25 protein-coding genes are annotated in these 25003 nt (G+C 66.2%); 20 read left to right on the top strand and 5 right to left on the bottom strand.

What is annotated here, in order from left to right; translation table 11 throughout:
* Positions 1–52: 52 nt before the first annotated feature.
* The 3 genes from FDT80_RS06805 to fsa all read right to left on the bottom strand — a co-directional run bounded on the left by FDT80_RS06805 (position 53) and on the right by fsa (position 2476).
* On the bottom strand, positions 53–973 hold the full coding sequence (locus tag FDT80_RS06805) for a tyrosine recombinase XerC (protein WP_138661431.1): 921 nt from the start codon (positions 971–973) through the stop codon (positions 53–55).
* Positions 970–1677, bottom strand: a complete 708-nt coding sequence (locus FDT80_RS06800; protein ID WP_138661430.1) for a DUF484 family protein — start codon at positions 1675–1677, stop codon at positions 970–972. The genes FDT80_RS06805 and FDT80_RS06800 overlap by 4 nt, the downstream gene beginning before the upstream one ends.
* Positions 1678–1822: 145 nt before the next feature.
* A complete protein-coding gene (gene fsa / locus FDT80_RS06795; RefSeq protein ID WP_138661429.1) occupies positions 1823–2476 on the bottom strand; it encodes a fructose-6-phosphate aldolase in 654 nt (217 codons plus the stop codon).
* Between the two features lie 140 nt (positions 2477–2616).
* Between fsa and FDT80_RS06790 the strand changes: the two genes are divergently transcribed.
* From FDT80_RS06790 to FDT80_RS06770, 5 genes are all read left to right on the top strand, one after another.
* Positions 2617–4812: a primosomal protein N' gene (locus FDT80_RS06790; RefSeq protein ID WP_138661428.1), complete on the top strand. Its 2196-nt coding sequence runs from the start codon at positions 2617–2619 to the stop codon at positions 4810–4812.
* Between the two features lie 150 nt (positions 4813–4962).
* On the top strand, positions 4963–6195 hold the full coding sequence (locus tag FDT80_RS06785; RefSeq protein WP_138661427.1) for an MFS transporter: 1233 nt from the start codon (positions 4963–4965) through the stop codon (positions 6193–6195).
* Between the two features lie 4 nt (positions 6196–6199).
* Positions 6200–7591: an MATE family efflux transporter gene (locus FDT80_RS06780; RefSeq protein ID WP_246039883.1), complete on the top strand. Its 1392-nt coding sequence runs from the start codon at positions 6200–6202 to the stop codon at positions 7589–7591.
* Entirely contained in the window at positions 7591–8463 is an 873-nt protein-coding gene (locus FDT80_RS06775) for a 50S ribosomal protein L11 methyltransferase (RefSeq protein WP_138661813.1), read from the top strand. Before FDT80_RS06780 ends, FDT80_RS06775 begins: the two co-directional genes overlap by 1 nt.
* Before the next feature lie 107 nt (positions 8464–8570).
* Positions 8571–8915, top strand: coding sequence for a hypothetical protein (locus tag FDT80_RS06770; protein WP_138661426.1), 345 nt, complete (start codon positions 8571–8573; stop codon positions 8913–8915).
* A gap of 213 nt (positions 8916–9128) precedes the next feature.
* Here FDT80_RS06770 and FDT80_RS06765 read toward each other — a convergent pair whose 3' ends face one another.
* Positions 9129–9347: a DUF1127 domain-containing protein gene (locus tag FDT80_RS06765; RefSeq protein WP_138661425.1), complete on the bottom strand. Its 219-nt coding sequence runs from the start codon at positions 9345–9347 to the stop codon at positions 9129–9131.
* Between the two features lie 331 nt (positions 9348–9678).
* On the opposite strand from FDT80_RS06765, the gene ruvC reads away from it, so the two are divergent.
* The 14 genes from ruvC (at position 9679) to FDT80_RS06695 (ending at position 22217) form a co-directional block, all read left to right on the top strand.
* Positions 9679–10185, top strand: a complete 507-nt coding sequence (gene ruvC, locus FDT80_RS06760; protein ID WP_138661424.1) for a crossover junction endodeoxyribonuclease RuvC — start codon at positions 9679–9681, stop codon at positions 10183–10185.
* A complete protein-coding gene (gene ruvA / locus FDT80_RS06755) occupies positions 10182–10856 on the top strand; it encodes a Holliday junction branch migration protein RuvA (RefSeq protein WP_138661423.1) in 675 nt (224 codons plus the stop codon). Before ruvC ends, ruvA begins: the two co-directional genes overlap by 4 nt.
* 33 nt (positions 10857–10889) lie before the next feature.
* Entirely contained in the window at positions 10890–11909 is a 1020-nt protein-coding gene (gene ruvB / locus FDT80_RS06750; RefSeq protein WP_138661812.1) for a Holliday junction branch migration DNA helicase RuvB, read from the top strand.
* Between the two features lie 61 nt (positions 11910–11970).
* Complete coding sequence (locus FDT80_RS06745) at positions 11971–12594, top strand: hypothetical protein (protein ID WP_138661422.1); 624 nt, start codon at positions 11971–11973, stop codon at positions 12592–12594.
* A complete protein-coding gene (gene ybgC, locus FDT80_RS06740) occupies positions 12591–13010 on the top strand; it encodes a tol-pal system-associated acyl-CoA thioesterase (RefSeq protein ID WP_138661421.1) in 420 nt (139 codons plus the stop codon). Before FDT80_RS06745 ends, ybgC begins: the two co-directional genes overlap by 4 nt.
* Before the next feature lie 98 nt (positions 13011–13108).
* Positions 13109–13804, top strand: coding sequence for a protein TolQ (tolQ, locus tag FDT80_RS06735; protein WP_138661420.1), 696 nt, complete (start codon positions 13109–13111; stop codon positions 13802–13804).
* A gap of 3 nt (positions 13805–13807) precedes the next feature.
* Entirely contained in the window at positions 13808–14296 is a 489-nt protein-coding gene (tolR, locus tag FDT80_RS06730) for a protein TolR (RefSeq protein ID WP_138661419.1), read from the top strand.
* 6 nt (positions 14297–14302) lie between these two features.
* On the top strand, positions 14303–15460 hold the full coding sequence (locus tag FDT80_RS06725) for an energy transducer TonB (RefSeq protein ID WP_138661418.1): 1158 nt from the start codon (positions 14303–14305) through the stop codon (positions 15458–15460).
* Positions 15457–16788: a Tol-Pal system beta propeller repeat protein TolB gene (tolB, locus tag FDT80_RS06720; RefSeq protein WP_138661417.1), complete on the top strand. Its 1332-nt coding sequence runs from the start codon at positions 15457–15459 to the stop codon at positions 16786–16788. Before FDT80_RS06725 ends, tolB begins: the two co-directional genes overlap by 4 nt.
* Before the next feature lie 94 nt (positions 16789–16882).
* A complete protein-coding gene (gene pal / locus FDT80_RS06715; RefSeq protein ID WP_138661811.1) occupies positions 16883–17410 on the top strand; it encodes a peptidoglycan-associated lipoprotein Pal in 528 nt (175 codons plus the stop codon).
* Positions 17411–17420: 10 nt separating this feature from the next.
* On the top strand, positions 17421–18242 hold the full coding sequence (gene ybgF / locus FDT80_RS06710; RefSeq protein WP_138661416.1) for a tol-pal system protein YbgF: 822 nt from the start codon (positions 17421–17423) through the stop codon (positions 18240–18242).
* A gap of 4 nt (positions 18243–18246) precedes the next feature.
* Positions 18247–19503 (top strand): tRNA lysidine(34) synthetase TilS, encoded by a 1257-nt coding sequence (gene tilS, locus FDT80_RS06705; protein ID WP_138661415.1) that lies wholly within the window; start codon positions 18247–18249, stop codon positions 19501–19503.
* A gap of 78 nt (positions 19504–19581) precedes the next feature.
* Positions 19582–21501, top strand: a complete 1920-nt coding sequence (gene ftsH, locus FDT80_RS06700) for an ATP-dependent zinc metalloprotease FtsH (RefSeq protein ID WP_138661414.1) — start codon at positions 19582–19584, stop codon at positions 21499–21501.
* Positions 21502–21611: 110 nt separating this feature from the next.
* Positions 21612–22217, top strand: a complete 606-nt coding sequence (locus FDT80_RS06695; protein WP_138661413.1) for an MOSC domain-containing protein — start codon at positions 21612–21614, stop codon at positions 22215–22217.
* Between the two features lie 55 nt (positions 22218–22272).
* Here FDT80_RS06695 and FDT80_RS06690 read toward each other — a convergent pair whose 3' ends face one another.
* Positions 22273–23046 (bottom strand): EF-hand domain-containing protein, encoded by a 774-nt coding sequence (locus tag FDT80_RS06690; protein ID WP_170311801.1) that lies wholly within the window; start codon positions 23044–23046, stop codon positions 22273–22275.
* Between the two features lie 225 nt (positions 23047–23271).
* Here FDT80_RS06690 and FDT80_RS06685 point away from each other — a divergent pair, with 225 nt between their 5' ends.
* Complete coding sequence (locus FDT80_RS06685; protein ID WP_138661411.1) at positions 23272–24948, top strand: formate--tetrahydrofolate ligase; 1677 nt, start codon at positions 23272–23274, stop codon at positions 24946–24948.
* Positions 24949–25003: the final 55 nt, after the last annotated feature.

Here is a 25003-nt window from a genome sequence, read left to right as displayed (position 1 = left end):
AAAAGAAATCGCCGGGCATGGGATGTCGGGGGCGAGGTGTGGCGCGATGCCATCACGCTTTGGGGTGGGCGCGGGTATACACTTCGAGAAGGCGCGCGGTATCGACGGCGGTATAGGCCTGCGTCGTGGACAGCGACGCGTGGCCCAAAAGCTCCTGGATGGCGCGCAGGTCGCCGCCCGCGTTCAGCAGATGCGTGGCAAAGCTGTGGCGCATGGCATGCGGCGTGGCGCTGGCCGGCAGGCCCAGTTGCAGCCGCGCGCGCGCCATCACCGCCTGAATCGCGCGGGGCGACAGCGCGCCGCCGCGCACACCGCGAAACAGCGGCGCGGCGGGGGCGCCGGGGTGCGGGCAGAGGTGCAGATAGCGCGCCACCGCATCGCGCGCGGCCGCCAGAACCGGCACGATGCGCTGCTTGCCGCCCTTGCCGGTGATCCGCAGCGTGTCCGGCAATGGTGCATCCGCACCCTTGAGCGCCAAGGCCTCCGAGATGCGCAGCCCGCAGCCCCACAGCAGGGTCAGCACAGCGGCATCGCGGGCAGCGACCCAGGGGCTTTGCGATTGCAGTTCGACGGTATCGATCATGTCGCGGGCGGCATCGACGGCCAGCGGACGCGGCAGCTTGCGCTGGAATTTTGGGCTGCGGGTGGACAGCACGGCAGTCGGCTCGAACCCCTGCCGGTCCGACAGCCAGCGATAGAACGCCTTGACCGCCGACAGCTTGCGCGCCAGCGACCGCGCGCCGATACCGCCCGCCCGCGCCTGCGCCATCCACGCGCGCATATCCGTGACGCTGATCTGCTCCAGCGCGCCCAGCCCTTGCGGCGCGCCCTTGTGGCCGGTGATGAAGCTCAGAAATTCGACGACATCGCCCTGGTAGGCGGTCAGCGTGTTTTCGGCCGCCCCCTTGAGCGCGCGCTGATACGCCAGCCAGCCTTGCAGCGCATCGCGTGCCGCAGGGCTGATCAGGGTCACGACAGCCAGCGGCGCATCACGCGCTCGAACACGCCGGTGAAAAAGGTCAGAAGGTCGGTGCCCTGTTGCGGGCTGAACATATGTGGGTCCTCGGCGCCCATGACCAGCAGGCCGGGCAGGCGCTTTGGCCCGAAATCGAGCTTCAGGCAGGCCTCCGAGCGGACCCAGTCGGCGGACCCGCCATAGATCGCCTCCGCCCCGTCTTGCACTTGCCGCAGGGTGACCTGGCGCACGGTGCCGCCGCGACCCTGTGTCAGGTAGTCGTTGATGAACCCCGGCTCGGCCACCGACAAGACATCGCCCAGCCGCTGTACCGCCGGATCGTTGTCGTTCTGCACCGATTCCAGCACCAGCTTGACCGCGTCGACCCGCAGGATGTCCGCGACTTCGCCGCCCAGGTCACGCAGGAAGGTCTCGAACTCGACCGGGTCGAGCATGCGCAGGATGGCGCGGTGGATCTGGTTGGTCCCGGCAAGGTTCTCATAGGCGGCCGCGATCACGCTGCGGTGCGTATCCTCCAGCCGGTCCAGCCGCGTCTCCAGCCGTTCCATCGCGATGCCGCGCAGATCGACGATATTGCCACCCATCGCCTTTTCATTGGCGGCGATCAGGGCGCGCATCACATCCTTGTCGTCCAGAATGACGTCCGGCTGCGAAATGATCGCTTCGCGCAGGGTATCTTCGATCTTGGGATTGCTGCTCATGCCGGTCTCATGTTTATTTTGGGGTGTATAGCATGCGGTCGCCGCCAAATCTGCCCTGTATTTCGCTAAAATCGTAGCGATCCGCGTCCTGTTGCGCGGCTGCGTCAGGACCGGCGCGGCCGGGTCCTGACGGAATTGGCCGCGGTCAGATGATCTGCTGGCCGGTCTTGGCCCAATCGGCCATGAACTGCTCAAGCCCCTTGTCGGTCAGCGGGTGGCTGGCCAGCTTCTTGATGACCTCCGGCGGGGCGGTCATCACGTCGGCGCCCACGCGGGCGGCGTCGGTCACGTGGTTCACGCTGCGGATCGATGCGGCAAGGATCTGCGTGTCGAAGCCGTAGTTGTCGTAGATGGTGCGGATATCTTCGATCAACTCCATGCCATCAAGGTTGATGTCATCGAGACGCCCGATGAAGGGGCTGATGAAGGTGGCCCCGGCCTTGGCCGCCAAAAGCGCCTGATTGGCCGAAAAGCACAGCGTCACGTTGACCATCTTGCCTTCTTCCGACAGCACCTTGCAGGCCTTGAGCCCGTCCCAGGTCAGCGGCAGCTTGACGGCGATATTCTCGGCGATCTCTGCCAGGCGGCGGCCCTCGGCGATCATCGCCTCGGCGTCGAGCGCGACCACTTCGGCGCTTACGGGGCCTGTGACCAGCTCGCAGATCTCCTTTGTCACCTCGACGATGTCACGCCCCGACTTGAGGATCAGCGAGGGGTTGGTGGTGACCCCATCAACCATCCCAAGGTCGTTCAGTTCGGCAATCGCATCAATCTCGGCGGTATCGACAAAGAATTTCATGGGGCAGTCCTCTTGGGGTTGGACGCGCCGCAGCAGCGCGTGGATGACGTGGCCGGATCGTCTGGCCTTGTGCTTGGCTTTAGCGCATGATCTGCGATGCTGAAAGCCTAGAAAACCCAAGACAGACACCGGAGCATTTGGTGAGCACCCCGCAGTTTTACGATGAGGGCGATCTGGTCGCCGTGCTGACCACGCAACCGCTGGACCGGGCGCTGGATTACAAGGCACCCGAAGGCGGCTGTCATCTGGGTGCCTTCGTCGAGGTGCCGCTGGGTCCGCGCAAGGTGCTGGGCGTGGTCTGGGGGCCCGGCAAGGGCGACTATGACCGCGCCAGGATCCGCAGCGTGATCCGGGTTCTGGATGCGGCCCCGATGCGCGAGGAACTGCGCGATTTCCTGCGCCGCGCGGCGGATTACACCCTGACGCCGATGCCCGCGATGCTGCGTCTGGCCACCCGCGCGCCGGGGCTGGGCGATCCGCCGTCCATGCGCAAGATCTACCGCCGGGGCACGGGTGAGCCACGCCGCCTGACCGATGCCCGCGCGCGGGTGTTGGAGACGCTGGCGGGTTACGGCGATCTGTCGTTCACGCTCAGGGAACTGGCCGAGATGGCGGGGGTGACGCCGTCGGTCGTCAAGGGGCTGGTGGAGCAGGGCGCGGTGGCCGAGGAGGACAGCCCGCGCGATCTGCCTTTCGCGCGGCTGGATCCGTCGTTGCCAGGCAAGGACCTGACGCCGGATCAGGCGGCGGGGGCGGCGCAACTGGCGGCGGCGGTGGGCACGCAGAGCTATGGCACGACCCTGCTGCGCGGGGTGACCGGATCGGGCAAGACCGAAGTGTACCTCGAGGCCGTGGCGGCGGCGCTGGCGGCGGGGCGGCAGGCGCTTGTGCTGCTGCCCGAGATCGCGCTGACGGCGGAATTCCTGACGCGGGTGGTGGAGCGGTTCGGCGCCAAGCCCGCCGAATGGCATTCCGGCGCAACGATGACCGAACGCCGCCGCATCTGGCGCATGGTGGGCCAGGGGCAGGCGCAACTGGTCATCGGCGCGCGCTCGGCGCTGTTTCTGCCGTTCCAGAACCTCGGGCTGATCGTGGTGGATGAGGAACATGACACGTCCTACAAGCAGGAGGAGGGGGTGCTTTACAATGCGCGTGACATGGCGGTGCTGCGCGCGTCGATCGCGGGCAGCCACGTGGTGCTGGCCAGCGCCACACCCAGCCTGGAAAGCTGGGCCAATGCGCAGGCCGGCAAATACACCCGGCTCGAGCTGACGTCGCGCTTTGGCCCGGCGGTGATGCCCCAGATGCGCGCCATCGACATGCGGACCGAAGGCCTGCCCAGCGATGCCTGGGTGTCGCCGACGCTGAAGGCCGAGGTCGACCGGCGGCTGGAACTGGGCGAGCAGTCGATGCTGTTCATCAACCGGCGCGGCTATGCGCCGATCACGCTGTGCCGGGCCTGTGGGCACCAGATCGGCTGCGATCACTGCGACGCGCGGATGGTCGAGCATCGCTTTCTCAAGCGGCTTGTCTGCCACCAGTGCGGCGAAAGCAAACCCATGCCCGAGGCCTGCCCGTCCTGCGCCGCCGAGGGCAAGCTGGCGCCGGTGGGGCCGGGGGTCGAGCGGCTGGGAGAAGAGGCGGCGCGGCTGTTCCCGCAGGCGCGCATCGCCACGCTGAGTTCGGATTTGTACGGGTCGGCCCGCGCGCTGAAGGCCGAGATCGAGGGCATCGCGCAGGGCGCCGCCGACATCATCATCGGCACCCAGCTTGTGGCCAAGGGGCACAATTTTCCCAAGCTGACACTTGTGGGCGTGATCGACGCCGATCTGGGGTTGCAGGGCTCCGACCTGCGCGCCGCCGAACGGACGTTCCAGCTGATGCGGCAGGTGGCGGGGCGGGCGGGCCGCGCCGACAAGCCCGGCACGGCCCTGTTGCAGACCTACCAGCCCGATCATCCGGTGATCCGGTCGATCCTGGCGGGTGACGAGGAGGGGTTCTGGAGCGCCGAGGCCAAGGAGCGCAGCCAGGCGGGCGTGCCGCCCTATGGCCGCATGGCCGGCATCATCCTGAGCGCGCCGGACGCGGCGCTGGCGTTCGATACCGGCAATATGCTGGCGCGGCAGGACGGCCCGTTGCGCGCCATCGGGGCACAGGTGTTCGGCCCCGCACCGGCGCCGATCGCGCGGGTGCGCGGCCGTCACCGGGTGCGGCTGCTTGTCAAGGCGGACAAGGCCGCGCCCCTGCAGGACGCGCTGGCGCGCTGGATCGGCCAGGTTCGGGTGAAGGGCGATCTGCGGCTGGCGGTGGATATCGATCCGCAAAGTTTCTATTAGCGACATGTGTTTGCCTCGCCCGAGGGCGAGGCCGTGCCTCCGGCGGGAGTATTTCCGACCCAAAGACGCGGGACGTCGGTGCACGACCGCAGGGCTGGATTGCGTTTTTTGCGGCTCGCCAAGGCGTCGGTTTCGGCCTAAGGCTTTTGCATGGTTGCCCTCGTCCCCCTTGCCGCCGCCAAGACGCTGCCGTTCTGGCGGCGGCCCGTGGCGCTTTTGTTCCTGATGGCCCTGGGGATGCCGATTGCCTTCAACACCTGGTCGGCGTTGCTGAATAATTTCGTGATCGACGCGGCGCAGTTCGACGGGTCGGATATCGGGCTGCTGCATACGGTGCGCGAAATTCCGGGGTTCCTGGCCGTCGGCGTGATCGCGATCATCATGGTCGTGCGCGAACAGGTGCTGGGGCTGGTGTCGCTGGTGTTGCTGGGGGCGGCGACGGCGGTCACCGCGTGGTTTCCGTCGATGGCCGGCATCCTGACCATCACCATGCTGAGTTCCATCGGGTTTCATTATTACGAGACGGTCAACCAGTCGTTGCAGTTGCAGTGGCTGACCAAGGCCGAGGCGCCGCAGATGCTGGGCTGGCTGCTGGCGGCGGGGTCGGGGGCGACGCTGGTGGCCTACCTGGCGATCATGGCGCTGTGGGAGACCCTGGGTCTGTCCTACAACACCGTCTACATGGCGGGCGGCGGGATCACCGTGGCGATCGCGCTGTTTGCGATGCTGGCCTATCCGCAGTTCGAGGCCCCCAATCCGCAGATCAAGAAGATGATCCTGCGCCGCCGCTACTGGCTGTATTACGCGTTGCAATTCATGTCCGGCGCGCGGCGGCAGATCTTCGTGGTGTTCGCGGGGTTCATGATGGTGGAGCGCTTCGGCTTCGAGGTGCATGAGATCACGCTTTTGTACCTGATCAACCTGATCGCCAACATGGTTCTGGCACCGCTTTTGGGGCGCCTGGTGGGGGTCTTTGGCGAACGCCGCGCGCTTGGGGTCGAATATGTCGGGCTGATCATCGTGTTCCTGAGTTACGGCGGCGTCTATTACCTTGGCTGGGGCGTCGTCGTGGCGGCGACGCTCTACGTGATCGATCACATCTTTTTCGCGCTGGCGCTCGCGCTCAAGACCTATTTCCAGAAGATCGCCGACCCGGGCGATATCGCCCCCACGGCCGCCGTCGCCTTTACCATCAATCATATCGCTGCGGTCTTCCTGCCGGTGCTGCTGGGGCTGTTGTGGCTGGCGTCACCTGCGGCGGTGTTCTTTCTGGCGGCGGGCATGGCGGCGGTGTCGCTGATGCTGTCGATGATGATCCCGCGTCATCCCGAACCGGGCAACGAGACGATATTCGCCACCCTGCGCGCCGCGCCGGCGGAATAGCGCGGTGAGCGCCGGCCGCTTTCTGACCGGGTCTACGATGGGGCATGTGGTGCGAATGACCGCCACGGGGGCGATGGGGATCACCTTTGTCTTTCTGGTTGATGCGGCGGGGTTGCTGTGGATTTCGCAGCTGGGCGATCCGACGCTGGTGGCGGCCGTCGGCTTTGCCTTTGCGATCCAGTTCTTTTCGGTGTCCATCGGCGTCGGGCTGATGATCGCCGCGACCGCGATGGTGTCGCGCAGTATCGGCGCGGGCGACCGTGAGGCGGCGCGCCACCAGGCGGGAGCGGGGATCGTGATCGCCGCCGCCATCCAGGCGGTCGTGGCGGCGCTTGTCGTGCTGTGGCGGCACGAGTTGGTCGGGATCGCCGGGGCCACGGGCGACGCGGCGGCGCTGGCCGCGCGGTATCTGCTGCTGACGATGCCGTCACTGGTGGTGATGGCGGTGGCGCTGGTGGCGTCGGGTGCGCTCAGGGCCGAGGGGCTGGGCGCCAAGGCAATGTATGTCACCCTGATCTCCGGCGTTGTGCTGATGGTGCTGGACCCGGTGCTGATCGTCTGGATGGGATGGGGGCTGGATGGGGCGGCGATCGGGCTGGTGGTGTTTCGCGTCATGCTGATGGCGCTTGCGCTGCTGTTCGCGGGGCATCAGCACGGGTTGATCGCACGGCCCGCATGGCCGCAACTGCGTGTCGTCTGGCGGCCATACATGGCGGTGGCCGTGCCCGCGATTTCGACACAGATGGCGACGCCCGCGGGCAACTACCTGCTGACGGTCGTGATGGCGCCGTTCGGCGACGATGCCGTCGCGGCTTGGGCCGTGGTGGGGCGTCTGACCGTGGTCGCCTTCGGTGGAATTTTCGCGCTTTCGGGGGCGATCGGCGGCATCTTCGGTCAGAATTTCGGCGCGCGGCAGTACGACCGGCTGCGCAGCACCTACCGCGACGCGCTGCTGTTTTGCGCGGTCTATACGCTGGTGACATGGGTGCTGCTGGTGGCGGCGACGCCCTTCGTGATCCGGGTCTTCGGCATGACGGGGCAGGGGGCGGAGGTGCTGCGCGCGTTCACCCATGTGGGGGTCGGCGGTTTTGTCTGCGTGGGCGCGCTTTTCGTGTCGAACGCGGCGTTCAACAATCTTGGGCGGCCGGGGCGGTCGACGCTCGTCAACTGGGTCAAGGACGGCGTGGTCAGCTGGCCCGCGGCGCTTGCGCTGGCCGGGCTGTTCGGGGCGCCGGGCGTGATCTATGGGCAGGCGCTGGCGGGCGTGATCGTCGGCGCGCTGGCGGCGCTTTGGGGCTGGCGCTTTGTCGGCGCGGTCGGTCGCACGGTGCCCGCGCCCCTTGACGTGCGTCCAAGCGCCCCATACCCGAACCCAGACAGATACCGGAGACGATGATGCCCACATTTACCGCCCTCACCACCCTGCCCGGAAAATCCCAAGCCGAGGCGCTGGGCGAGGCCATGGAGCGCCTTGAGCCGGAACCGACCGGCATCGGCGTGTTCGAGGTCGAGGACGGATCGGGCCTTTGGGAAGTGGGGGGCTATTTCACCGAAACGCCCGATCAGGCGGCGCTGAGCCTGCTGGCGGCGGCCTTTGGCGCGAAGCCTTTCACCGTGTCGGAATTGCCGGAAACGGATTGGGTCGCGCATGTGCGGCGCGAATTGTCACCCGTCGCTGCGGGGCGCTTCTTTGTCTATGGCAGCCATGATGCCGACAGGGTGCCTGCCGGGGCCGAGCCGCTGCTGATCGAAGCCCAGATGGCCTTTGGCACGGGCCACCACGGCACCACGCTGGGCTGTCTGCGCGCGCTGGACCGGCTGGCGACGGCGGGGGTCACGGGGCGCCGCGTGGTCGACATCGGCTGCGGCACGGCCGTTCTGGCGATGGCGGCGGCGCGACTCTGGCCCGACAGGGTGCTGGCCAGCGATATCGACGAGGTCGCGGTGGACGTGGCCCGCGCCAACGTGACCGCGAACGACCTCGAGGGCCGGGTTGCCTGCGTCGAGGCGGCGGGCTTTGACCATCCCGACCTGGCCGCGGCGGCGCCCTTCGATCTGATCTTTGCCAACATCCTGAAAGGGCCGCTTGTGGCGCTGGCCCCCGACATGGCGGCGAATCTGCAACCGGGAGGTCATGCGATTCTTTCCGGCATCTTGAACGAACAGGCGGACGAGGTGATCGCGGTTTATGCACGCTCCGGCATCAGTCTGGTGCACCGCGAGGAGATTGTTGACTGGACCACGCTGACCTTGCAGAAAAAGCCGTAATTTAGCGGTGTTTTAGCGGTATTTGAGGCAGTTGCCCAGATTTTGCCACAATCTGAACGGATATTGTTGTCCGAACTGGTGGGGGCCAGATTCATTCGGAGGTTTCCATGGTTGAGACGCATCTCCAATTCGATCGCCGCCTGAGAACCCTGGGCCGCAAGCACCGGGCCATGTCGCGCGGGTACTCCACACGCATCCGTGGCGACGGCCTGATCGTGGTAGAGCCGCGGCGGCTCCGGTTTCACTTTCCGGCGCGCACGGTCATCATGCTGTTCGTCGGCTTTTTCATGTTCAAGGGCTTCATGCTCGCGTCGATGGGGCCGGTGACCTACAACCACCGCCTGGCGACGCTCGAGAAAGGCACTGTCGTTGAACAGGGCGGAGCATGGATCATGCAGATCGATGCAATCACCAAGGGCATGGCCGAATTCATCGGCCCCATCCTGCGCTGATCCCCATGCCGTGCTAATTGCCATGCTGTGCTGCGCTGATTGCCGTCGGCCACAGGGCGAACGCGCCCGGTCGTTTGGTCACTGGCGGGCACGTCACCGGTCAGACCGGCACCTGGAATGGAAAAAAGCCGCGTTTCCCACAGGGGATACGCGGCTTTTTTGATGTCCGGTGCTGTCAGGGCCCCGGACGCGCCAAAAGCGGTCCTGCAAGGTTCAGGACAGCATCGACCCTTCGGCAACGGAATCGATGTCGCCACGGCACAGGCCGATGTCTTCAAGTTCGCGGTCGCTCAGCGCCGACAGGGCGTTGCGGGTGACGCGTGCGTCATTCCATGCGACGAGAGCGGCAACGCTGGCTGAAACGAGGCTTGTGATGCGGTTTGCGATGCCGGCGGAAGCATACGTGGTGCGGGTTGTGTCAAAAGCAGCCATGAAAGCCGTCCTTCTCATAGGGGTTGACCGGCTTGGCCGGTGTCTTGTTGCAGGCAGATAGGCAGGAAACCTGCGCCGCACAATGTCCATTACTGCATGTTTGCCATGCTTGTCCTGCATAGGTCCGCGGATTGCTTAACGCACCGTTAAGAAACGATAAATCCGCCCACACATTGTCGGAAACAGACGTTGAAATGGCGTTTTCAGTCGTATTTTCCAACGCTTATGCTGCATCGCGGCATAAAGGGCCGGACGACAAACGCTTGGCGGATGTTCGCCTTTCGTGCTAGTGCATCCAAAAGATGACAAGAAACATGAAGGGCGGGGGCGGATGATACGGGTGATAGGCATTGATCCGGGGCTCAAGAACACGGGCTGGGGCGTGATCGACGTTGCGGGCAGCAAGCTCAGCCATGTCGCCAACGGCACCTGCGTGTCCGACGGCTCGGACCTCGCGATGCGGCTCTTGTCGCTGCACAGCCAATTGAGCGCGGTGATCGCGCGCTACCGCCCGCAGGCCGCGGCCGTCGAACAGACCTTTGTCAACAAGGACGGGGCGGGCACGCTGAAGCTTGGGCAGGCGCGCGGCATCGCGATGCTGGTCCCGGCGCAGGCCGGGCTGCCGGTGGGCGAATATTCTCCCAACACGGTGAAAAAGACCGTCGTGGGCGCGGGCCACGCCGACAAGGTGCAGGTGCAGTACATGGTGCGCCTGCAATTGCCGGGAGTTGAGCTGAACGGTCCGGATGCCGCCGACGCGCTGGCCATCGCGATCTGCCACGCCCATCACGGCGGGGCGAGCAGTTTCGCCGCCGCGGTCGAGCGTGCGCGCGCATGATCGGCAAGATTACAGGGCGGATCGAGTACCGCGCGCCCGATCACGTGCTGATCGACGTGCGCGGTGTCGGATACCTGGTCTATTGCTCGGACCGCACGCTGGCCGCGTTGCCCGGCGTGGGCGAGGTGACGGCGCTCTACACCGACCTGGTGGTGCGCGAGGATCTGATGCAGCTTTTCGGCTTTCTCACGCTGGCGGAAAAGGAATGGCACCGCCTGCTGACAAGCGTTCAGGGCATAGGCGCCAAGGCATCGCTGGCCATTCTGGGGGCGCTGGGCCCCGATGGCGTCAGCCGCGCGATAGCGCTGGGCGACTGGAACGCGGTCAAGGCGGCCAAGGGCGTCGGCCCCAAGATCGCGCAGCGCGTCGTGCTCGACCTCAAGGACAAGGCGCCGGGCGTGATGGCGATGGGCGGAACGCTCGCACAGGCCGGCGGCGATGCGCTGGCCGAGGCGGCGAACGAGGTGATCGAGATGCCCACGGCCACCCCCGCCGCATCCGCCAGTCCCAACGCCTCGGCCCAGTCGGAGGCGCTGTCGGCCTTGTCGAACCTGGGCTACGGCCCCGGCGACGCCGCGGGCGCGGTGGCGCAGGCCGCGGGCGACGCGCCGGACGCCGACACCCCGACACTGATCCGCGCGGCGTTGAAACTGCTGGCGCCGAAAGGATAAGGTCGGGGGCGACCCACGGCGCGAGGAGCCATGATGACCGAAGCTGATCCCACCCTGCGCGCCGCACCCTTGCCCGAGGACAACGACCGTGCGCTGCGTCCGCAGATGCTCGACGAATTCGTCGGCCAGGCCGAGGCACGGGCGAACCTCAAGGTGTTCATCCAGTCCGCCCGCCAGCGCGGGGAGGCGATGGATCACACGCTGTTCCATGGCCCGCCCGGATTGGGCAAGACGACGCTGGCGCAGATCATGGCACGCGAACTGGGCGTGAATTTCCGCATGACGTCGGGCCCGGTGCTGGCCAAGGCCGGCGACCTGGCGGCGATCCTGACCAACCTGGACTCGCGCGATGTGCTGTTCATCGACGAGATCCATCGCCTCAACCCGGCGGTGGAGGAGGTGCTTTATCCCGCTCTGGAGGATTTCGAGCTGGATCTGGTGATCGGCGAGGGACCGGCCGCGCGCACCGTGCGGATCGAATTGCAACCCTTCACGCTGGTGGGGGCGACGACGCGCATGGGCTTGCTGACCACGCCGCTGCGCGACCGCTTCGGCATTCCCACGCGGTTGCAGTTCTACACCGAGGACGAGCTTTTCATCATCGTGGACAGAAATGCCCGCAAGCTGGGCGCGCCCGCCGATGAGGGCGGCGCGCGCGAGATCGCGCGGCGTGCGCGCGGCACACCGCGCATCGCGGGGCGACTGCTGCGCCGCGTGGTGGATTTCGCGGTGGTCGAAGGCGACGGGCGGGTGACGCAGGCGCTGGCGGACATGGCGCTGACGCGGCTGGGGGTCGATCACCTGGGCCTCGATGGGGCCGACCGGCGGTATCTGCGGTTGATCGCGGAGAATTACCAGGGCGGCCCGGTCGGAATCGAAACGCTGAGCGCGGCCCTGTCGGAGGCGCGCGACGCGCTGGAAGAGGTGATCGAGCCGTATCTGTTGCAGCAGGGGCTGATCCAGCGGACGCCGCGGGGGCGGATGCTGGCCCAGAAGGCGTGGTCCCACCTTGGAATGGCGCCGCCCAAGCCTCGGAGCGATCTCTTTGGTTGAAGCGGCGGGAGAGAGATTCTATGCCTCCGGCGGCGGTATTTCTTTCCATTTGGAAGACAAGATGACAGCAGACGACATCGAAGCCCTGTTCACACGGTCCGACGGCAGCTTTGCCTGTGCGCGTTGGGGGCGGCCCATCGCACCGGTGGTCTTTGGCGTCCAGGACGAGACGCTTTCGGTGGTCAAGGGCGCGCTTGAGGCCGTCGTGACGCTCGCCCGGCACGAGATGGCCGAAACGGACCCGGAACTGGGCAGCAACCTTATGGTGTTTTTCTTTCAGGACTGGTCGGAATTGCCGGAGGTGAAGGGGCTGGACCGGCTGATTCCCGACCTGGAGCCGCTTGTCGCGCGGTTGCGGGAGGCGGAGGCCAACCAGTACCGGATTTTCCGGTTCGATGCGCAGGGCGCGATCAAGGCGTGCTTCGTGTTCCTGCGCATGGACGCGCACTTGAGCGCGGTGCCGGCGGAGACGCTGGCGCTGAGCCAGATCGTGCAGTCCATCCTGCTGTGGTCGGACACCGCGTTCCGCGACCGCTCGCCGCTGGCGGTTGCGGGCGACCGCACGATCCTGCGGCCCGACATCGCCGGGTTGGTGCGCGCGGCCTATGATCCGGTGCTGCCCGCAGCGGCGCAGGACCCGAGCCATGCGCTACGTCTGGCGGCGCGGATCGGAGCGGTGCAATGAGCGGCGCGGCCGGGGGGCAGGTGCACCGCCTGCCGATCCGGGTCTATTACGAAGACACCGACATGGCCGGCATCGTCTATTACGCGAATTACCTGCGTTATATCGAGAGGGGGCGCAGCGATTGGGTGCGCGGTCTGGGTATCGACCAGCTTGCGATGAAAGCCGAAGGCGTGGTGTTCGCCGTGCGCCGGGTGGAGGCGGATTACATTGCGCCCGCGCGATTTGACGACGCGCTCGAGGTGCGCACATGGCTGCAATCGGTCGGCTCGGCGCGCATGATCATGGGGCAGGAGGTCTGCCGCGACGAAACGGTGCTGTTTCGGGCCGATGTGACGATCGTGTGCATCGGCGCCAGCGGCCGGGCCGCGCGTCTGCCAGCGAAACTTCGCTCAATGAGCGGGGATGCGGCGCAATAACGCCTAAGTGATAGCAATAGGCGTTGCCCTGCGTTAGCTTGACGCTCAAACGAGGGCACACAAGCAGCCCCATCCGGAATTGAGCAAAGAGCAGGTCCATGGAAGCAGAAACGCTGGCCGTCGCGCAGCATGTCGATTTTTCGATGTGGGGGCTGTTCGCCCGTGCGACAATCGTTGTGAAACTGGTGATGATCATGTTGATCGTCGCCTCGTTCTGGTCGTGGTCGATCATCGTGATGAAGCTGATGACCTTCCGGCGCGCCCGCGCCGAGGCCGGTGCCTTTGATGGTGCGTTCTGGTCGGGCGAGCCGCTGGACGGGTTGTTCGACACCCTTGGCAGCGCGCCGGATGGCCGGTCGGAGAAAATCTTTGCCGCGGGAATGATGGAATGGCGCCGGTCGCACCGCGACGACGGCGGGCTGATCGCCGGGGCCACCGCGCGCATCGACCGCAGCATGGACGTGGCGATCAACAAGGAGGCCGACGATCTGCGCCGGGGGCTGCCGGTGCTGGCAACGGTGGGATCGACCGCGCCGTTCATCGGTCTGTTCGGCACCGTGGTCGGCATCATGAACGCCTTTATCGAGATCGCCGAGCAGCAGAATACCAACCTGGCCGTCGTGGCCCCCGGCATCGCCGAGGCGCTCTTGGCCACCGGTCTGGGCCTGCTGGCCGCGATCCCCGCGGTCATTTTCTACAACAAGCTGAGCAGCGATTGCGACCGTATCCTTGCCGGATACGAGGCGTTTGCCGACGAATTCGCGACGATCCTCAGCCGCCAGTTGGACAGTTGAGCGATGGGTGCGGCGGGGCTCCCGAAGGCTGAGGGTGGCGGCACCCGGCGCAGGCGTCGGGGACGGGCGCGCGCGCTGCCGATGGCGGAGATCAACGTGACGCCCTTCGTGGACGTGATGCTGGTGTTGCTGATCATCTTCATGGTGGCGGCCCCGCTGCTGACGGTGGGTGTGCCGGTGGAGCTGCCGAAAACAGCCGCCGGCGCGCTGCCCGCCGATCAGGAAGAACCGCTGACCGTCACCATCACGGCGGATGGCGGCGTGCAGATCCAGACGACAGAGACAGCCCGCGACGACCTGATCCCGAAACTGCGCGCCATTGCCGCGGAGCGGACCAGCGACCGCGTGTTCCTGCGCGCGGATGGCGCGGTGCCGTACCTGCAGGTGATGCAGGTGATGGGCGCGCTGAACGCGGGCGGGTTTTCCAACATCGGTCTGGTCACGGACATTGGCGGCCCGTCGCTGGATGGCGGCGGCGCCGGCGACAGGTAGGACAGGGTGCACGCCGGTCATTACATATCGGGGGTGGGCCATCTGGCGCTCATCGGGTGGCTTTTGCTGGGCGATGTGTTCGCGGCCGAGCCTTTGCCGATCGACATGACCCCGGTGTCGGTGATTTCGCAGGCCGAATACGAGGCGATGATGGCCGCACAGACGGGGCCGCAATCGGTGACCGAGGTCGCCCAACCCGCTGCGCCGCAGGAGGCACCGCAGGCACCGGACGTGAGCCCCGCCACGGATCAGGCCACCGCGCAGACAGCGCCCGCGCAATCCCCCACGCCCCCGGCCGAGGTTCCGCCGCAAGCGGCCGAGCCCGCGCCGCCGCAGCCGCCGCGCGCCGATGTCAGCGACACCGCACCGGTATTGCCAGAACCGCCGTCGGAGGTTGCCGTTCTGGTGCCGGACGTGAGCGACCGGCCGGTGCCGCGCGCCAGCGAACGCGTCGCGCCCGAGCCGGTGGCCCAGCCCGAGCCCGAAGCCACCCCGGACGAGGTCGCGCAGGAGGCGATTGCGCCCTCGACCGAGGGCGAGGCGGTGGAGGAGCCACGCGAGGCGACGGCCCCCGAGGCCGCCGCGACCGAGATCGTGACCGAAGCGGAAAAGCCCGCCGCTGCCCCCAGGCAGTCGTCGCGTCCGCCAAGCCGCCGGCCCGATCCCCTGCCGGAAACGGCACGGGTCGAGGACACGACGCCGGCGCAACCGACCGCCGCCGCGCCCGAACCCGCCGCCGCGCCCGCCGCGCAGGCGGACAAAAGCGCAATCAACGATGCGCTGGCCGAAGCGCTGGGCGCCGCCACGCCATCCGCCCCGGCGCCCGCGGCACCGCAAGGCCCGCCGCTGACCTCGGGAGAGCGCGAGGCGCTGCGGGTTGCGGTCTCCAGTTGCTGGAATGTGGGGTCGCTGTCGTCCGAGGCGCTGCGCACGATCGTGGTCGTCAGCGTCGGCATGCAGCCCGATGGCAAACCCATCAATGCGTCCATCCGCCTTGCGTCCAGCTCCGGCGGATCGGAGGGGGCGGCGCGGCAGGCCTTCGAGGCCGCCCGCCGGGCGATCATTCTGTGCGGGTCGAAAGGCTTTGATCTGCCGCAGGAAAAGTTTGGCCAATGGCAGGACATTGAGATTACGTTCAATCCCGAAAGGATGCGGAACAAATGATACAACGTGCTTTGACACTGTGCCTTGCGATGGCGATGGCGGCCACGGGCGCCGGATTTGCCAGCGCGCAAAGCCAGGGACCGCTCAGGATCGAAATCACCGAGGGTGTGATCGAACCCTTGCCCTTTGCCGTGCCCCAGTTCGAGGCGGAAACCGCCGGCTCGGCGGAGATGGCGGCCCAGATCTCGCGGGTGGTCGCGGCGGATCTGTCCGGAACCGGGCTGTTTCGGGAACTGCCGGCCACGGCTTTCATCAGCACCGTCGGCAGCTTTGGCGCACCGGTCCAATACGCCGACTGGAAGGCGATCAACGCGCAGGCGCTCATCACCGGGGCGGTCAACGTCCAGGGCAACACGCTCAACGTGAAATTCCGGCTCTACGACGTGTTCGCCGGATCGGAGCTTGGCTCCGGCCTGCAGTTTTCGGGCACCGTGGATGGCTGGCGGCGCATGGCGCACAAGGTGTCCGACGCGGTCTATAGCCGGATCACCGGGGAGGGCGGCTATTTCGACAGTCGCGTGGTGTTCGTGTCGGAGACCGGCCCAAAGGACGCGCGGCAAAAGCGGCTGGCGATCATGGATTACGATGGCGCGGGCGTGCAGTACCTGACCGACAGCCGGTCCATCGTTTTGGCGCCCCGGTTTTCGCCCAGCGGCGACCGTGTGCTTTACACCAGCTACGAAAGCGGTTTCCCGCGGATCTACCTGCTCGATGTGGGATCGGTGCAACGCCGCGCGCTCGACAGTCAGGACGGGACCATGAGCTTTGCGCCACGCTTTGCGCCCAACGGGCAGACGGTGGTCTATTCGATCTCGCAGGGCGGCAACACCGACATCTTTGCCATGGATGTCAACAGCCAGCAGGCGGTGCGGTTGACCTCGGCGCCGTCGATCGAAACCGCGCCCAGCTATTCGCCCGACGGCACCCAGATCGTGTTCGAGAGCGACCGGTCCGGCTCGCAGCAGCTTTACGTGATGCCCGCCAGCGGTGGCGAAGCGCGCCGGATTTCCTTCGGCGAGGGGCGCTATGGCACGCCGGTGTGGTCGCCGCGCGGCGATCTGATCGCATTCACCAAGCAAAACAACGGCCGCTTTCACATCGGCGTCATGCGCACCGATGGGTCCGAGGAGCGTTTGCTGACCGCGTCGTTCCTGGATGAGGGGCCCACCTGGGCGCCCAATGGCCGGGTCATCATGTTCACCCGTGAAACCCAAGGCGCCGGAGGGCAATCGGCGCTTTATTCGGTGGATATTTCGGGGCGCAACCTGCGACCGGTGCCGACGCCGGACGGCGCATCGGACCCGTCGTGGTCGCCCTTGCAGAAATGACCGTTCGGGATGCGTTCACAAGGCCGCATACCTGTGGTAAAACCCTTCAAAACAATACGCTTTGCAGCGCAGTAAGAGGCTTATCGACATGACCATGACAGTGACGCGCAGTGTTCTATTCCTGGTGGCGGGGCTCGCGCTGGCCGCCTGTACCAACCCCAACCGCTTCGGGCCGGGCGACGATGCGCTGGCGGGCACCGCGGGCGCGGGCGCGGGGGCCGGCGCCTTTGCACCCGGCAGCGCATCCGACCCGCGGTCGGTGGCCTATTTCCAGCAGGCCGTGGGCGACCGGGTGCTGTTTCCCGTCGATCAGTCGAACCTGACGCCCGAGGGCCGCGCCACGCTGGACAACCAGGCGGCCTGGCTGATGCAGAACGCCGATTTCACCGCCATCATCGAAGGCCACGCCGACGAGCAGGGCACCCGCGAATACAACATCGCGCTGGGCGAGCGGCGCGCGAATTCGGCGCGCGAATACCTTGTGTCCAAGGGCGTGTCGGGGGCGCGGCTCAGAACCATCAGCTATGGCAAGGAGCGCCCGATCGAAGTTTGCAGCGTCGAGGCCTGCTATGCCAAGAACCGCCGCGCGGTGACCGTGCTGGCCGGTGGTCTGTCAAGCTAAGGTGCATGTCATGTCTCTTCGTCTTCCGGTTTTCGCGATTGTCCTGTCCCTGCTGCTGCCCGGTGCGGTGGCGGCGCAGGACGATCAGACGCTGGCCGATATCCGGCAGGAACTGAACGTGCTGTTCGTCGAGGTTCAGCGCCTCAAACGCGAGATGTCGACGACCGGCGCGCCCACCACCACAACCGGGGCCGGCAGCGTTCTGGACCGCGTGAACGCAATGGAAAGCGAATTGCAGCGCCTCACCTCGAAGACCGAGGAGATGGAAAACCGGATTAATCGGATCGTCGACGACGGCACTCGCCGGATCGCGGACCTCGAGTTCCGGCTGGTCGAACTGGAGGGCGGCGATATCGGTGCGCTGGGCGAGACGACGACGCTGGGCGGCGGCGGTCAGACCGGCGCCCCGCCCCCCGCACCGGCCCCATCCACCGGCGGGACGCAGATGGCGATTGGCGAACAGGCCGACTTCGAGCGGGCGCAGGAGGCGCTCGCCTCGGGTGACTTTCGAGGCGCCGCTGCGCAGTTTGAGACCTTCAATCAGACCTACCCGGGCGGACCGCTAGCCGCCGAGGCCTATCTGCGGCGCGGAGAGGCGCTCAGCAGTCTTGGCGATACCCGCGAGGCGGCCCGCGCCTATCTGGCCAGCTTCAGCGCCGCACCCGAGGGCGCACTCGCGCCGCAGGCGCTTTATCAGCTCGGGTCGGCGCTGGGTGCCCTGGGCCAGACCGGCGAGGCCTGCGTGACACTGGGCGAAGTGGCGGTTCGCTTTCCCGCCGCGCCCTCCGCGACGGAGGCGGCAGACCGTATGCGCAGCCTGGGATGTTCGTAGCCCGATGATGTCTTCCCCGACGCAGCGCGTTCTGCGGCACATTCTGCCAAATCCGCCGCAGGCGATTGGCGTTGCGGTGTCGGGAGGTGGGGATTCGATGGCATTGCTGGATATTGTTCACAGCACGCGCAGCCAGCACGGCATGGCCGTTTCCGCGATCACGGTGGACCACGGGCTGCGACCGGCCTCGCAGGCCGAAGCCGCGCGGGTCGCCGCGTATTGCGACGCACGCGGCATTCCGCACACCGTCGCAAGGTGGACCGACTGGTCGGGGCGCGGCAATCTGCAGGACGCCGCGCGCACCGCGCGCTACCGGCTGATCGGTGAATGGGCCAACGCGAACGGCATCGCCCATGTGGCGATGGGCCATACGCGCGACGATCAGGCGGAAACCGTGCTGATGCGGCTGGCGCGGGGCGCGGGCGTGGATGGCCTGGCCGCGATGACCCCCCGGCGGCTGCGCAACACGATCACATGGATGCGGCCCATGCTGGATGTCGGGCGGGCCGAATTGCGCGCCTATCTGCGCGCGCGAGACATCGACTGGATCGACGATCCCAGCAACGAAGACCCGCAATTCGACCGCGTCAAGGCGCGCAAGGCGCTTGCGCTGCTGGAGCCTTTGGGGATTACCCCTGAGGCATTGGCGCAGGTGGCGCAGAATATGGCGGATGCGCGCAAGGCGCTGGGGTGGCACAGCTTTCTGGCGGCGCGCAAGATGATCACCGTCGATGCCGGTGCCGTGTCGATCGACGCCAAGAAATATCGCACGCTGCCCGATGAAATCGCGCGGCGATTGATCGTGCAGGCCCTGGGCTGGATCGGCGGTGCCGCTTATCCGCCGCGCCGCGAGCCGGTGCGGGGCATGATCGAGGCGTTGAAGGCCGGGCGAGGGGCCACCGTCGACGGGTGTCACGCCGACGCCGTGGGCGGCCGGATCTGGATCTTTCGCGAATTGAACGCTGTCAAGGATGAGACGGCCGCGCCGGATGAGCTTTGGGATGCGCGGTGGCGTCTGTCTGCCGAGGCCGGACGGCCAGACAACGCCGCCATCCACGTCAGGGCGTTGGGCGATGAGGGGTTGGCGCAATGCCCGGACTGGCGCGCATCGGGGCGACCGCATGTGGTCTTGCGCAGCACGCCCGCGGTCTGGGAGGGCGACCGCGTGATCGCGGCCCCCCTTGCCAACCACCCCGCGGCCTGGCGCGCCGAGCTTGATCCCGGCGATGATGCCTTCTTTGCCGCACTATTATCGCATTGAACCTGCGACGATCATGTCTATCTTAGCACAGACGCCGCACTCTACTGGTGCCGGCCTCCCGTAATTAGGAGAGTTTCCTTGGGCAACGCACGCAACATAGCCTTCTGGGTCGTTCTGTTTTTGCTGATCCTGGCCTTGTTCAACCTGTTCAGCGGGTCGGGCGGCACGATGCAAAGCCGCGAGATCAGCTATTCGGAATTCGTCAACGCGGTGGAAGCCGGCGAGGTGAGCAATGTCACGCTGGATGGCGAGCAGGTGCGCTTTCGCCGCTCGGATGGTACGGATTATGTCGCGATCAAGCCGGAAGATGCTGAAATCACGTCGCTTTTGATAGACAACGACATCCCTGTCCGCGCGGAGCAGCAACAGCAATCGGGCTTCCAGACCTTCTTGATGTCGCTGCTGCCGTTCCTGCTGCTGATCGGTGTCTGGGTCTATTTCATGAACCGGATGCAGGGCGGCGGCAAAGGTGGGGCGATGGGCTTTGGCAAATCCAAGGCCAAGATGCTGACCGAAAAGCACGGTCGCGTCACGTTCGACGACGTGGCGGGCATCGACGAGGCCAAGGAAGAGCTTGAGGAGATCGTCGAATTCCTGCGCAACCCGCAGAAATTCTCGCGGCTGGGCGGCAAGATCCCCAAGGGTGCGCTTCTCGAGGGTCCTCCGGGCACCGGTAAGACGCTGCTGGCGCGCGCCATCGCGGGTGAGGCGGGCGTGCCGTTCTTCACCATCTCGGGTTCGGACTTTGTCGAGATGTTCGTGGGTGTCGGCGCAAGCCGTGTGCGCGACATGTTCGAGCAGGCCAAGAAAAACGCGCCCTGCATCGTGTTCATCGACGAAATCGACGCCGTGGGCCGGTCGCGTGGCGCGGGCTATGGCGGCGGCAATGACGAACGCGAGCAGACGCTGAACCAGCTTCTGGTCGAAATGGACGGCTTCGAGGCCAACGAGGGCGTGATCATCATCGCGGCCACGAACCGCAAGGACGTGCTTGACCCCGCGTTGCTGCGCCCTGGCCGCTTTGACCGCCAGGTCACGGTCGGTAACCCCGACATCAAGGGCCGTGAAAAGATCCTGGGCGTGCACGCGCGCAAGACGCCGCTTGGCCCTGACGTCGATCTGCGCATCATCGCGCGCGGCACGCCGGGCTTTTCGGGTGCGGACCTTGCCAACCTCGTGAACGAGGCGGCGCTGGGGGCTGCGCGCGTGGGCCGCCGGTTCGTCGCGATGATCGATTTCGAACAGGCCAAGGACAAGATCATGATGGGCGCGGAGCGCCGGTCGATGGTGATGACGCCCGAACAGAAGGAAATGACCGCCTACCACGAAAGCGGTCACGCATTGGTGGGGATGATGCTGCCGAAATGCGATCCGGTCTACAAGGCGACGATCATTCCGCGGGGTGGCGCATTGGGCATGGTGATGAGCCTGCCGGAAATGGACCGGCTCAACATGTTCAAGGACGAATGTCATCAGCGTCTGGCAATGACCATGGCGGGCAAGGCGGCTGAGATCCACAAGTATGGCGCCGACCGCGTGTCGAACGGCCCGGCCGGCGATATTCAGCAAGCCTCCGCGCTGGCGCGGGCGATGGTGTTGCGCTGGGGCATGTCCGACAAGGTCGGCAACATCGATTATGCCGAAGCCGCCGAAGGCTATTCGGGCAATACGGCAGGGTTTTCGGTGTCGGCCAACACCAAGGAACTGGTCGAGGAAGAAGTGCGCCGTTTCATTCAGGAAGGCTATGACCGCGCGGTGAGCATCATCAAGGAGCACGAGACGGAGTTCGAGCGGCTGGCGCAAGGCCTGCTGGAATACGAGACCCTGACCGGCGACGAGATCAAGCGGGTGATGAACGGCGAGCCGCCCACCGCGGGCCCGGACGAGGACGACAAGCCCGATCAGGGCAGCGCGCCCAGCGTGACGGCGATCCCGAAGGCGAAGGGCAAGAAGTCGCCCCCCGCCGATGGTGGGCTGGAGCCGGAACCCTCGACCTGATTGGCACATGACGAGACATTGAAAGGCCCTGCGCGAGCGGGGCCTTTTCTTTTGCGCGCACCCTTTGCATGGTGTGCGCAACACCGCCCCCCATCGCGAGGAAACCGCATATGCCCGCACTCAAGCCCACCCGGTTTACCGGGACCGTGATCTGGCTGGGTCGTGTCACCGACCGTGATGCCAGCCTGAGGGCCGAGGCGCTGCCGCGTGCGGATCTCGGCTTTGCCGGGATCGCGGGCGAAAGTCACGGCGGCCTGACGCGTGCGTCGTGCAGCCGGGTTTCATCGCAGTACCCGCGCGGCACGCAGATCAGGAACACCCGGCAGCTTTCGTTGCTGAGCGCCGAGGAAATGACCGAGATCGCCGCGGGAATGGGTGTGGCGGCGCTTGATCCCGCGTGGCTGGGAGTGTCGATGGTGATTAAGGGCATCCCGGATTTCACCCATCTGCCGCCCTCATCGCGGCTGTTGATGCCCTCGGGGGCCAGCCTGACCGTGGATATGGAAAACCGGCCCTGCGTGTTGCCCGCGCCCGTGATCGACCACGACGCGCCCGGCCACGGCGCTGCCTTCAAGGCGGCGGCTAAGGGCCTGCGCGGCGTTACGGCTTGGGTCGAGCGTGAAGGCCCTGTGGCGCTGGGTGACCGGGTGACGCTGCATGTACCCGATCAACGTGCCTGGGCGCATCTGGATGCCGCCCGCAGCGGTGCCGCCTGACACGACGTCGCGATCCGGTGGCCAGCGTAAGGCCGCGCGCAGGCACCCATGCGCGTCACATCACATGGGGATAGCGGAAATAGACCACCGGCGCATCGGGCGAGGGCTCTTCGCCGTTTTCCTCGGCTGCGGCCCGCGCCGCCGCCGCGCGTTTTTCGTTGGCGGCGATCAGTTCGCTTTGCGTCAAGTCGCCGGATCCGTCCGCGTCGGCCATGTCGAATTCGCGCGTCAGGATATCGCTGATATCGACCTGCGGTATTATCGGTGCAAGCCATTCGGCTTCGCTGAGGTCCTTGCTTTGATCGGTGTCGAGCGCCACGAACATCTTCGCCGCGCCGGCGGCGGCCTGTTCGCGGCTCAATTCGGGCAGGGGCGCGTCCGGGTCGCCGCGCGGGACATGGACCAGCGCGCGGGCCTCCGTTTCGGCGTCGCTATCGCCTTCGGCGGCGGCGATAGCGGATTCGGTTCCCGCCGTCATGAATTCCGAGATCGAGATCACGCCATTGCCGTCCGCGTCGATCGCCGACATTTCCACGGTATTGGTCGAGCGGTCCAGCGACCCGGCGCTGCGCCCGGCCATGTTGCAGTTGATGTATTCGTCGCGCGACACGCTGCCGCTTTGGTCGGCATCCATCTGGACCACCTGGCGTTCGGAATAGGCGTTCAGTTCGATCGGGCTGACATATCCGTCGCCGTTGACATCGGTGACGGAATAGCCGTCCTCGCAGACGTTGCCCATCGCGGCGGCGTCATGCGATGCGGCCTGCAGGGCGCCCGACAGGCTGAAACCGGCCAGGACGGCGGCGGTGATGCGGGTGAATTCGGTCATCTGGGTCTCCCTAGGCACTGGGTGGATCATGGGCACCCAACGCGGCGTTTTGCGGAATGTTCCGATCCCCGGGCGTCCGGGTGGCGGTTTCCGATCTGAAACCCTTTCCCGCGACAGGGCCGCAACAGAGTGGGGAAATGTCGGATTTGCGCCCTGCGCCCGCAGCTATTGAGCGATATGGAGGGGTGTCAACCAAGCCGCGCAGCGGCAACACGAGGGATTCTCATGGCGTTCAAGACAGATATCCAGATTGCGCGGGAAGCGCAGAAGAAGCCGATCCAGATGATCGGTGAAAAGCTTGGGATTCCCGAGGCCGATCTGCTGCCTTATGGCCACGACAAGGCCAAGATCAGCCAGTCGTTCATCAACTCGGTACAGGATCGCGCCACCGGCAAGCTGATCCTCGTGACCGCGATCAACCCGACGCCTGCGGGGGAGGGCAAGACCACGACCACCGTCGGTCTGGGGGACGGGCTCAACCGCATCGGCAAGAAGGCGGCGGTCTGTATTCGCGAAGCGTCGTTGGGGCCGAACTTCGGGATGAAGGGTGGCGCGGCCGGCGGCGGCTATGCCCAAATCGTGCCGATGGAAGAGATGAACCTGCACTTCACCGGCGATTTTCATGCCATCACTTCGGCGCACAACCTGCTGGCGGCGATGATCGACAACCATATCTACTGGGGCAACGACCTTGAGATCGACATCCGCCGGGTCGTCTGGCGGCGTGTGCTCGACATGAACGACCGTGCGCTGCGCCAGATCACGGCAAGCCTGGGCGGCGTGGCCAACGGTTTCCCGCGCGAGACCGGGTTCGATATCACCGTGGCGTCCGAAGTCATGGCGATCCTGTGCCTGGCACGTGACCTGAAGGACCTGCAGCAGCGCCTGGGCGACATGATCGTGGCCTACCGCCGCGACAAATCCCCGGTGTTTGCCCGCGACATCAAGGCCGACGGCGCGATGACCGTTCTGCTGAAGGACGCGATGCAGCCGAACCTGGTGCAGACGCTGGAGAACAACCCCGCCTTCGTGCACGGCGGACCCTTTGCCAATATCGCGCATGGCTGCAATTCGGTCATCGCGACGACGACGGCGCTGAAACTGGCCGATTACGTGGTGACGGAGGCCGGCTTTGGCGCCGACCTGGGCGCCGAGAAGTTCATGAACATCAAGTGCCGCAAGGCAGGGCTTTCGCCCGCCTGCGTGGTCGTCGTGGCCACCGTCCGCGCGATGAAGATGAACGGCGGCGTGGCCAAGGCGGACCTGGGGGCCGAGAACGTGGAGGCGGTGAAAAAGGGATGCCCGAACCTCGGGCGGCACATCGAAAACGTGAAATCCTTTGGTGTGCCGGTGGTCGTGGCGGTCAACCATTTCGTCACCGACACCGAAGCCGAGGTCCAGGCGGTCAAGGACTATGTGGCGGCGCAGGGATCCGAGGCGATCCTGTCGCGCCACTGGGAGCTTGGGTCGGAAGGATCCGCCGATCTGGCGACCCGCGTGGCCGAGATCGCCGATGCCGACATGGCCAATTTCGCGCCGATCTATCCCGACGAGATGAAGTTGTTCGATAAGATCGATACCATCGCCAAGCGCATCTACCGCGCTGACGAGGTGCTGGCGGACAGCAAGATCCGCAACCAACTCAAGGAATGGGAAGCGCAGGGGTATGGCCACCTGCCGGTCTGTATGGCAAAGACGCAATACAGTTTCACCACCGATCCCGAACGGCGCGGGGCCCCCACCGGGTTCAGCGTTCCGGTACGCGAGGTGCGGTTGAGTGCGGGGGCGGGCTTTGTCGTGGCGATCTGCGGCGAGATCATGACGATGCCCGGGTTGCCGCGTGTGCCCTCTGCCGAGAGCATCAAGCTCAATGTGGACGGGGATGTCGAAGGGTTGTTCTGAGCCAGCGGTGCGGCGCGGGCGGGGCATCGAACCCCGCCCGCGCCGGGGCCTCCGG

This window comes from Sulfitobacter sabulilitoris, assembly GCF_005887615.1.
Classification (GTDB): Bacteria; Pseudomonadota; Alphaproteobacteria; order Rhodobacterales; family Rhodobacteraceae; genus Sulfitobacter_E; species Sulfitobacter_E sabulilitoris.
The sequence above is the reverse complement of the archived record's forward strand: the minus strand, read 5'-3'. Positions and strand labels throughout refer to the sequence as shown.